The organism is uncultured Sphingomonas sp., assembly GCF_964244235.1.
Lineage (GTDB): Bacteria > Pseudomonadota > Alphaproteobacteria > Sphingomonadales > Sphingomonadaceae > Sphingomonas.
The window spans coordinates 1-8,499 of the sequence record NZ_CAXTII010000102.1 but is presented as its reverse complement, the minus strand read 5'-3'; the positions used below and the strand labels follow the sequence as shown (position 1 = coordinate 8,499).

The window sequence follows — 8,499 nt, the reverse complement described above, 5'->3', positions numbered from 1 at the left end:
CGTACGGCTGGCCAATCAGCGGCGCGGTAAGCACATCGTCGCTCGGCCCCGCCGCGACCACCCGGCCACGCTTCAGCCACCCCACGTCGTCGGCGATCCGGGCGGCCAGCCCGAGATCGTGCACGACCAGCACGACCCCCCGCCCCGCCGCCGCCACGCTGCGCAGCATGGTCGCAACATCGATCTGGTGCGCCGGGTCGAGGCTTGCGAGCGGTTCGTCCGCCAGCAGCCAGTCCGGCTCCCCCGCCAGCACGCGCGCGAGCAGCACCCGGCTGCGTTCGCCGCCCGACAGATGCTCGACACCGCGCATCGCCAGCCCCGCGACATCGGTCGCCGCCATCGCCCGCTCGATCGCGTCCTGATCGTCCGCGGTCTCCCCCCAGCGTCCGCGATGCGGCAAGCGACCAAGACCGACCAGCGTACGGACATCGACGTTCCAATGCACGTCGCCCGCCTGTGGCAGCAGCCCGATCCGCCGCCCCCGATCGCGCCGGTCGAGTGCCACGACATCGATGCCGTCCAGCGTCGCGGTCCCGCGATCAGGTATGCGAAGCGCCGCGAGACAGGCGAGCAGGCTGCTCTTGCCGGCCCCGTTCGCGCCGAGCAATGCGGTCACCCGCCCCCGTTCGAACCGCAGCGACACCTCGTCGAGCACGCGCGCGCCGCCAAGCGTCAGACCAAGCGCCGACGTTGCGAGAATACTCATGCCAGCCCCCGGCGCATGCGGATCAGCAGAACCAGGAAGAATGGCCCGCCCAGCAACGACATCGCGATCCCGAGCCGAAGCTCGCTGACGGTCGGTGCGATCCGCACCAGGCTATCTGCCAGCGTCACCAGCAATGCGCCGCCCAGCGCCGACGGCAGCAGGATCGCGGAAGGTCGGCTCCCGACGAACGGCCGGACCAGATGCGGGACGATCAGCCCGACGAACCCGATCACTCCCGCCGCCGCCACCGCCGCGCCGACGGTCAGCGCGGTCCCCGCGATCACCGCCAGCTGCAACCGTCGCGGATCGACGCCGATCGACCGCGCCGCCGCCTCGCCGAGCGTCAGCGCGTCGAGCGAACGCGCGGTCGTCGCCAGGATCGCGGAGCCGATCGCGATCAGCGGCACCGCGACCTGCACGTCGTTCCAGCTGCGATCGGTCAGCGCGCCCATCAGCCAGGTCACGATCTCCGACGCGACGAACGGCGTGGGCGCGAGGCTGATCGCGAGCGCGGTCATCGAACCGGCGATGCTCGTCAGGATCAGCCCGGCGAGGGTGAAGAGCACAAGACTGCCCGATCGTCCGGCGATCATCGCCAGCAGCGCCATCGTCGCCCCCGCCCCCGCCAGCGCGAAGGCGGGCAGCAGCCAAGCCTGCGCCGCATAGCCGAAGAACAACGACAGCACCGCGCCCAACGCCGCGCCCGACGACACCCCGAACAGTCCCGGATCGGCGAGCGGATTGCGCAGATACCCCTGCATCACCGCCCCCGACAGCCCGAGCGCCGCGCCGATCGCCAGCGCCAGTACCGTCCGTGGCAAACGAAGTTCGACGATGATGATCGACCGCGGGTCGGCAGCAGTCCACGCGTTCAGCGGCACCCACACCTTTCCGGCCGCCACCGACAGCGCGGCGGCGAGGAGGATCAGGACCAGCAGGCCGATCGTCAGGCGCTTCATCGCGTCACCTCACTGCGGACCGTCCGCAACCGCGTCATCGCCGCGACGATCGTCGGGCCGCCGCAGCTCAGCAACCGGCTCGGATAGGGTGCGACGGTGATCCGCTGCGCCAGCCGCGCGACCGCCGGGTGACTGGTCAGCCGGTCGGTGCCCGTTTCCGCCGCGCCGACCGACAGGAGCACGTGCGGCGGGCGGGCGATCAGATATTCCAGCGGCAGTATATCCCATTGCTTCAGCCCGTACGCCGCGCTCATGTTGCGGAACCCGGCGCGCGTCATCAGGTCGTCGGCAAGCGTTCCCGATCCAGGCACCAGCCCGCCGGCCTGCCAGATCAGCGCAGGTACACGCACGCCCGCGACCGGCCGTGCCGCCGCGTCGATCGCCGCGGCCAGGGTTTCGCCCCGCGTCGGGTGCCCGACACGTGCGGCGATATCGCGAACCTGCGTCTCGCTTTCTGTCACGGTCGACGGCACCGGATATTGCACCAGCCGGATATGCATCCGGTCGAGCGCCATCGTCGTCGCGGGCGAGACATGTGATCCCGACAATACGATATCGGGCGCCAGGGCCACGACCTCCTCCGCGGTGCCCGACGTCGCCCTGAACCGGTTCGCGAGCACGAGGCCGATCGACGTCGCGCGCGGGTCCTGCGAATAATGGCTGATGCCCGCGATCTGCGACGGATCGGCGACGTGCATCAGCACCGCATCGACGCACGGGTTGATCGACACCACGCGCGGCTCGCGTGGCGATGCCGCTCCGATCAGCAGGACCAGCGGCGCGAGGGCGGCAAGCCGAATCAATATTCGACCCCCTTCTGCGCCTTGAAGCCCGCCTGGAACGGATGCCGCACTTCGGTGAAATCGGTCACGAGATCGGCGATCGCCAGCAGTTCGGGCTTCGCGTTGCGGCCGGTAATGCAGATATGCTTGGTCAGCGGCCGGTCTTTCAGGAACGCGACGATCTCCGCGATCGGAAGCGTATCGTCGCGGAGCACGATGTTGAGTTCGTCCAGGATCACGAAATCATACGCGGGATCGAGGATCATTTCCTTCGACCGCTCCCATGCCGCGCGCGCCGCGGCGATATCGCGCGCGCGGTCCTGCGTATCCCAGGTGAAGCCTTCGCCCATCACCTCGAAGGTCGCGAGATCGGGGTTCGCCTCGAAGAAGTTGCGCTCCCCCGTTTCCCACTTGCCCTTCACGTACTGAAGGATCGCGACCTTCATCCCCCAGCCGAGACTGCGGATCGCCATGCCGAACGCGCTCGACGACTTGCCCTTGCCGTTGCCGGTGTGGACGATCAGCAGCCCGCGCTCCAGCGTCCGCCTCGCCATCATCTTCGCGCGCGCGGTGGACAGCCGTTTCATCCGCGCATTGTGGCGGGCATAGTCCTCCGGTGTCTCGACGGGTGGAACCTCGGTCATCGGCGATACTCCGGCAATGCGGCGGACGGGCGGGCGGCGTGGATCGTCAATAGCGGAGCCGAACGCCGCCATAGGCCGCCCGGCCCGGCACGCCATATTGGTAGATCGTCTGGTAGATTTCGTTGAACAGATTATCGACGCGGCCATAGACCGCGATGTTGCGCGTGACGGGAAACGAGGCCCGCACGCCGGCGAGCACATAGCCCTTCAACCGCTGGCTGTTCGACGCATTGTTGTAGCTGTCGCCGATGTCGCTGACGGTCGCCCCCGTCTCCAGCCCGAACGACCAGCGGTAATCCGCGTTGACCGTCACGCTCTGGCTCGGCCGCCGCGTCAGGCGCTTGTCGAAGCTCGCGCCGGGCGTGCGGTTCTCCGCGTCGAGATAGGTATAGCTGCCGACCAGCGTGAAGGCGGGCGTCGGCTTCAAGGTCAGCGCGACTTCCAGTCCCTGCGAAAGAGCCTTGCTGACGTTGGTATAGGTGCCGTTAGGCCGCTTCGCGCAGATGCCCGTGAGCGGCAGAGGGGTTGGGCATGATATGAAGTTGATGAGGTTGTCCGAGTTGCGATGAAACCATGTCGCGCTCGCCTCGATTGCGCCGTCGAGCGCGTGTTGCGTCACCCCTGCATCCCAGCCATGCGAGCGTTCGGGGACGAGCGAGCTGTTCCCGTACTGGCTTTGCAGCTGGTACACGGTCGGTGCCTTGAAGCCTTCCGAATAGCTACCGCGAAATACGGTCGATCCGCCATTGGGCGAATAGGCGCCGCTCCCGGAGAATGTCGTCGCACCGCCGAAGACGTTGTGATCGTCGTGGCGTACCCCACCGGTCAGGCTCAGGCCGGTAAACGGCGTCACCACTGCCTGGCCATAGACGCTGAAAATCCGAGCGCGGCCGAACGTCACCGGCCCGCCTGGGCTCGACGTGGTGAAGCGCGTGACCTCACGCTCCGCGCCGAACGTCGTCTGCAGCGCGTCGCCGAGATCGACTACGCCCTGATATTCCATCCGATAGTTGAAGCCGTTGCCATCGAACGTCTCGGTCGGGCTGCTGTCCGGGTTGAAATCGCGCCGCCTGGTGTCGGTATAAGCATAGCTGAACCGGTTGTGGAACCGCCCATCGAACAGGCCGGCGTTCAACCCGGCATAGCCGACGATCTGCTTGGCCAGTTCATATTCGCGGTCGTCGGCGAATACATAGTTGGGCGGCGGGAAACCGTCGAAGTCGGTGCGCCCGTTCGAATAGAATCCGCGCAGGTCGACCGACAGGTCCTTCGCCAGCGCGATGTTGACGCTGCCGTTCGCGCCGAAATCGCGGTAGCCGTCGCGCTCCTTGCCCGCGAAATACGCGGAGTTGCTGTCGGTCCGGTAATAGCCCGCCCCGAAGCTCGCCGACACCGGCCCGATCTTGTCGGAAATGTTGGCGAAGCCCTGCCCGGTATCGTGCCAGCCGCCCTCCGCACGCGCGTTGATCTCCAGATGGTCGCTCGGCTGGCGCGTGATGAGGTTCACGACGCCGCCGATCGCCTGGTTGCCCCACAGCACCGACTGCGCCCCGCGCAGCACCTCGATCCGCGCGATGTTGCCGATCAGCAACGTGCCGAAATTGAACCCGCCGCCCGGCGATGCGGGATCGTTGAGCTTCACCCCGTCGATCAGCGCGACGGTCTGGTCGGTTTCCGCGCCGCGAATGCTGAGCGCGGTGGTGGTACCGACGCCGCCGTTCCGCGCGACGGTAACGCCGGGCGTCTGCAGCAGCAGGTCGGACACGGTCGCCGCCTGGCGCTGCTCGATCGTGGCAGTGTCGATCACGGTGACGGACTGGCCGACCCGGTCGATCGGCGTCGCCGTCCGGTTGGCGGTAACGACGATGTCGGTGCCGGCGTTCGCCGCCTGTTCGAGGCCGGCGGCGGACTGCGCGGATTGTGCGAAGGCCGGTGCGGCACAGGACAGTAACAGCAACAGGATCAGGTAGCTGGTCTTCACGGATATCCCCTTCACGATGGATGGGGACATGCGCGACGAGAGCGCCGGAAGGGTCATCTTCCGCCGCACACGGCCCCAAGGCACGTCGTCACGCGAGGAGAAAAGACCCTCGATCGCCCGGAACACCCCGTCCGCGCGAAGGACAAACAGCGACAGGCAGGTCTCCTGGCTTCCGGGTCGACACCTCGTCCGGCCTTCCCGGATCCGAAGATCCAGTGGCGCGAATGGGCGAGGCTCGCCGGTTACAGTTGCGGGGACAGCCCAGGTTTACGCCGGTGTCAGCCAGCGCTTCCGGGTTCCCTTTTCATTCCATCTCTGGAAACCTGTCGCGGTTGCGCCCTTAAGCCGCATCGGCGATGGGGGCAAGATGGCAGCGACGACCCTGTTCCTCGGCGGTGCCCGGTCGGGCAAGAGCCGGCTCGCGCAGGCGGCGGCGGAGGTGCTGCCGGGACCGCTGGTCCATATCGCGACCGCAACCGCGGGCGACGCCGAGATGGCGGAACGGATCGCGCGCCACCAAAGCGACCGCGGACCGCGCTGGCGAACGGTGGAGATACCGGTCGCACTGGCGGATGCGATTGCGGATGCGGCGCCCGCGATCGTGCTGGTCGATTGCCTGACGCTGTGGCTGTCGAACCTGATGCTCGGCGAGTCCGATATCGACGCCGCGACCGCGACGCTGCTTGCTGCGATCCGTGTTGCGCAACATCCGCTGTTCCTCGTCAGCAACGAGATCGGGCTCGGGATCGTTCCCGACACGCCGCTCGGCCGCGCGTTCCGCGATGCCGCGGGGCGGCTCAACCAGCAGGTCGCCGCTGCGGTCGACCGGGTCGAGTTCGTCGCCGCAGGGTTGTCGATGCGGCTGAAATGACGGTGCTCGCGCCCAGCTTCGACCCGGGGTTTCGCGACGAGCTCGACCGGCTGTTCCGCTGGCGGCGCGACGTTCGCCATTTCCTGCCCCGCGCGCTGCCCGAGGGGACGGTCGACGCATTGCTCGACACCGCCAATCGCGCGCCGTCGGTCGGCCTCAGCCAGCCTTGGCGTTTCGTGCTGGTCGATATCCCAACCGCCCGCGCCGCGATCCGCGCCGAATTTCTGCGCTGCAATGCCGAGGCGCTGGCGGCACAGTCGGACGACCGTACGGCAAGCTATGCCCGGCTGAAGCTCGCCGCGCTCGACGAGGCTCCGTGCCAGATCGCGGTGTTCGTCGACCCCGATCCGGCGCAGGGGCATGGTCTCGGCCGCCTGACCATGCCCGAGACGATCGGCTATTCCGCGGTCATGGCGATCCATACGCTATGGCTCGCCGCCTGCGCCGCGGGGCTTGGGCTCGGCTGGGTGTCGATTCTCGACCCCGACCGCGTACGCGCCGCGCTCGACTTGCCACAGGATTGGCGGCTGGTCGGCTATCTGTGCCTCGGCTATCCCGCGATGGACGCCGACACGCCGGAGCTGGAACGCGAAGGCTGGGATCATCGCCGCCCGCCCGCGATCATCCTGCGATGACACCGCCGGGCGGCGCACGGCCGCTGACCGACGGCGAGCGCGCGCTCGCCCGGTCGATCTACCGCGACGCGATCGGCCTCGACCGCGTCGAAGTCCGCCGTCGATGCTGGTGGCCCTTCCAGCCGCGCAACATCGTGATGGCACCAACCGGGCATATCCATCTACACCCGGAAAGCGCCAGCTGGAGCGAGGATTTCAGCCGCGAGGGGCACGGCCTGCAGGGGCTGTTCGTCCACGAACTCTGCCATGTCTGGCAACATCAACGCGGCCTGTTCCTACCGCTACGTCGCCACCCGTTGTGCCGATACGACTACAGCTTCCGTCCGGGCGTGCCGCTGACGGGTTACGGGATCGAGCAGCAGGCGGAGATCGTCCGCCATGCGTTTTTGCTGCGCGAGGGGGTGGTGATTGCCGGGGCACCGGCGCTCAACCGATATGAGGGGTTGCTGACGGTGTTCGGGTAATTCCGCCCCGGCGGAGGCCCGGGGCCCGGTTGCAGCGCAGTAGTCGGGGAGCGAAGTCCGCTCCATGACGACCGTCGCAACTGGACCCCGGCCTTCGCCGGGGGTGGTCAGAGCGCCCCGAAATCGATCGGCCCATCCTTGTCGAGCGCATTGTCCGCCGGCGGCATCGGGTATTTCAGCCCCGTCGCGCAGTTGAACAGGACCACGCGCTCGTCCTCATCCACTTCTCCGGTACGAAGCGCCTCGCGATACGCCGCCAGCGTCGCGCCGCCCTCCGGACACAACAGCAGCCCGTCCTTGCGCGCGCAGTCGTCGACCGCTCGCAGGATTGCAGGATCGCCGACGCCAAGCGCCTTCCCGCCCGATTCGCGCACCGCGCGCAGGATCAGGAAATCGCCGACCGCCTTCGGCACACGGATGCCCGCGGCGATGGTGGAAGCGTCTTCCCAACGTTCGGCATGTTCGACGCCGTCCTCGAATGCGCGGACGATCGGGGCGCAGCCCGACGCCTGGATCGCGTACATGCGCGGGCGTTCGGGCCCGATCCAGCCCAGCGCCTCCAGCTCGGCGAACGCCTTCCACATCCCGATCAGCCCGGTGCCGCCGCCGGTCGGGTAGAAGATCGCGTCGGGTAGTTTCCAGCCGAACTGTGCGGCCAGTTCCAAGCCCATCGTCTTCTTGCCCTCGATCCGGTATGGCTCCTTCAGCGTCGAGAAATCGAACCAGCGCCCTTCCGCCGCGCCCTTCCCGACGATCGCGCCGCAATCGTCGATCAACCCGTTGACCCGCCACACCCGCGCACCCTGCGCGGCGATCTCGCGCACGTTGATCTCGGGCGTGTCGTCCGGGCACAGCACGATCGTCTCGATCCCGACCCGGGTCGCATAGGCGGCCAGCGCCGCGCCCGCATTGCCGTTGGTCGGCATCGCGATCCGGGTGACGCCCAGTTCCTTCGCCATCGCGACCGCCATCACGAGCCCCCGCGCCTTGAAGCTTCCGGCGGGCAGCCGCCCCTCGTCCTTGACGAGCACGTTCGGCGAACCCGCGCTTTTCGGGATCGGGATCAACGGCGTCTCGATCTCGCCCAGGCTGACGATATTGGCGGTGTCGCGCACCGGCAACAGTTCGCGCCAACGCCAGAGATCGGTCGGCCGCGCGGTCAGCATGCCCTTGGGCAGGTTCGCGCGCACCGCGTCGAGATCGTAGCGCACCAGCAACGGCTTGCCCGCCCGCGACAGCCCGTGGAGCCGATCCGCCTCATACCGTTCGCCGGTCAGCGAGCATTCGAGATGCGTGACGAAGGTCGGGCGATCGGCGGTAAGGTTGGGGTTCATCACAACATCATAGCTGCACGCCGTCTTTCGCGTCGACCCGGTACTTGCATAGACCGCTGATCGTAGCTACGATATGACATCGATCACGTTTGATCCCGCCAAGGATGCGATCAATCGTGAGAA

The 8,499-nt window shown here is 67.7% G+C and carries 9 protein-coding genes and 1 riboswitch; of the genes, 3 read left to right on the top strand and 6 right to left on the bottom strand.

Annotation, left to right across the window (positions count from 1 at the left end; translation table 11 throughout):
- From ACFE7D_RS13155 to ACFE7D_RS13135, 5 genes are all read right to left on the bottom strand, one after another.
- Window positions 1-706 (bottom strand): ABC transporter ATP-binding protein (locus ACFE7D_RS13155; protein WP_375395871.1); only part of this gene is annotated, 706 nt, incomplete at its 3' end.
- The gene (locus ACFE7D_RS13150) at window positions 703-1,665 is read right to left on the bottom strand and encodes a FecCD family ABC transporter permease (RefSeq protein ID WP_375395870.1); all 963 of its coding nucleotides are present in this window, start codon (window positions 1,663-1,665) and stop codon (window positions 703-705) included. The genes ACFE7D_RS13155 and ACFE7D_RS13150, both read right to left, overlap by 4 nt.
- Complete coding sequence (locus ACFE7D_RS13145) at window positions 1,662-2,468, bottom strand: ABC transporter substrate-binding protein (protein ID WP_375395869.1); 807 nt, start codon at window positions 2,466-2,468, stop codon at window positions 1,662-1,664. Before ACFE7D_RS13145 ends, ACFE7D_RS13150 begins: the two co-directional genes overlap by 4 nt.
- A complete protein-coding gene (cobO, locus tag ACFE7D_RS13140) occupies window positions 2,465-3,091 on the bottom strand; it encodes a cob(I)yrinic acid a,c-diamide adenosyltransferase (RefSeq protein WP_375395868.1) in 627 nt (208 codons plus the stop codon). The genes ACFE7D_RS13145 and cobO overlap by 4 nt, the downstream gene beginning before the upstream one ends.
- Before the next feature lie 46 nt (window positions 3,092-3,137).
- Window positions 3,138-5,072 carry a TonB-dependent receptor plug domain-containing protein gene (locus ACFE7D_RS13135; protein ID WP_375395867.1) on the bottom strand — a complete coding sequence of 645 codons (1,935 nt, stop codon included), beginning with the start codon at window positions 5,070-5,072 and terminating at the stop codon, window positions 3,138-3,140.
- Window positions 5,073-5,209: 137 nt separating this feature from the next.
- A riboswitch (cobalamin riboswitch) is annotated at window positions 5,210-5,414 on the bottom strand.
- Window positions 5,415-5,439: 25 nt separating this feature from the next.
- Between ACFE7D_RS13135 and cobU the strand changes: the two genes are divergently transcribed.
- From cobU to ACFE7D_RS13120, 3 genes are read left to right on the top strand one after another with little or no spacing between them, the layout of a single operon-like run.
- On the top strand, window positions 5,440-5,943 hold the full coding sequence (cobU, locus tag ACFE7D_RS13130) for a bifunctional adenosylcobinamide kinase/adenosylcobinamide-phosphate guanylyltransferase (protein ID WP_375395866.1): 504 nt from the start codon (window positions 5,440-5,442) through the stop codon (window positions 5,941-5,943).
- A complete protein-coding gene (bluB, locus tag ACFE7D_RS13125) occupies window positions 5,940-6,578 on the top strand; it encodes a 5,6-dimethylbenzimidazole synthase (protein WP_375395865.1) in 639 nt (212 codons plus the stop codon). The genes cobU and bluB overlap by 4 nt, the downstream gene beginning before the upstream one ends.
- Window positions 6,575-7,042 (top strand): vgr related protein, encoded by a 468-nt coding sequence (locus ACFE7D_RS13120; RefSeq protein ID WP_375395864.1) that lies wholly within the window; start codon window positions 6,575-6,577, stop codon window positions 7,040-7,042. The genes bluB and ACFE7D_RS13120 overlap by 4 nt, the downstream gene beginning before the upstream one ends.
- Window positions 7,043-7,149: 107 nt before the next feature.
- Here ACFE7D_RS13120 and ACFE7D_RS13115 read toward each other — a convergent pair whose 3' ends face one another.
- Window positions 7,150-8,376: a threonine synthase gene (locus ACFE7D_RS13115; protein ID WP_375395863.1), complete on the bottom strand. Its 1,227-nt coding sequence runs from the start codon at window positions 8,374-8,376 to the stop codon at window positions 7,150-7,152.
- Window positions 8,377-8,499 lie beyond the last annotated feature (123 nt).

Bases quoted from the DNA above. Each gene is read 5' to 3' on its own strand.
- ACFE7D_RS13150 (WP_375395870.1), bottom strand. From the start codon at position 1,665: ATGAAGCGCCTGACGATCGGCCTGCTGGTCCTGATCCTCCTCGCCGCC.
- cobO (WP_375395868.1), bottom strand. From the start codon at position 3,091: ATGACCGAGGTTCCACCCGTCGAGACACCGGAGGACTATGCCCGCCAC.
- cobU (WP_375395866.1), top strand. From the start codon at position 5,440: ATGGCAGCGACGACCCTGTTCCTCGGCGGTGCCCGGTCGGGCAAGAGC.
- bluB (WP_375395865.1), top strand. From the start codon at position 5,940: ATGACGGTGCTCGCGCCCAGCTTCGACCCGGGGTTTCGCGACGAGCTC.
- ACFE7D_RS13120 (WP_375395864.1), top strand. From the start codon at position 6,575: ATGACACCGCCGGGCGGCGCACGGCCGCTGACCGACGGCGAGCGCGCG.
- ACFE7D_RS13115 (WP_375395863.1), bottom strand. From the start codon at position 8,376: ATGAACCCCAACCTTACCGCCGATCGCCCGACCTTCGTCACGCATCTC.